Annotated in this window: 1 protein-coding gene; it reads right to left on the bottom strand. The window is 57.1% G+C overall.

All coding sequences use genetic code 11. From position 1 onward, the window contains the following. Positions 1–233 (bottom strand): cbb3-type cytochrome c oxidase subunit I (locus ACTFO6_RS20000; RefSeq protein ID WP_439936017.1); only part of this gene is annotated, 233 nt, incomplete at both ends.

Below are 233 nucleotides of genomic sequence, written 5' to 3'. Positions count from 1 at the left end.
ACCGTGAAATGGGTGAAATGGGTGACCGTGTTGACCGCACGCCGCGATTCCAGCGAGCCCTGCAGAGAGGCAAACGTATCCATCATTGCGCCCAGCACCACGAAGCGCAGGGTGGGCGAGTAGAGCAAAGCCCGGAAGTTACCCACGACCGTCATATGCTGGTTGATGGCTACGGCAATCACCGGGATCACCATCATCACGCTTTTCACGATGGATATCGTGATCAGCCACGA

The organism is Pelomicrobium sp. G1, from assembly GCF_051905455.1.
GTDB lineage: Bacteria > Pseudomonadota > Gammaproteobacteria > Burkholderiales > UBA6910 > Pelomicrobium.
The sequence above is the reverse complement of the archived record's forward strand: the minus strand, read 5'-3'. Positions and strand labels throughout refer to the sequence as shown.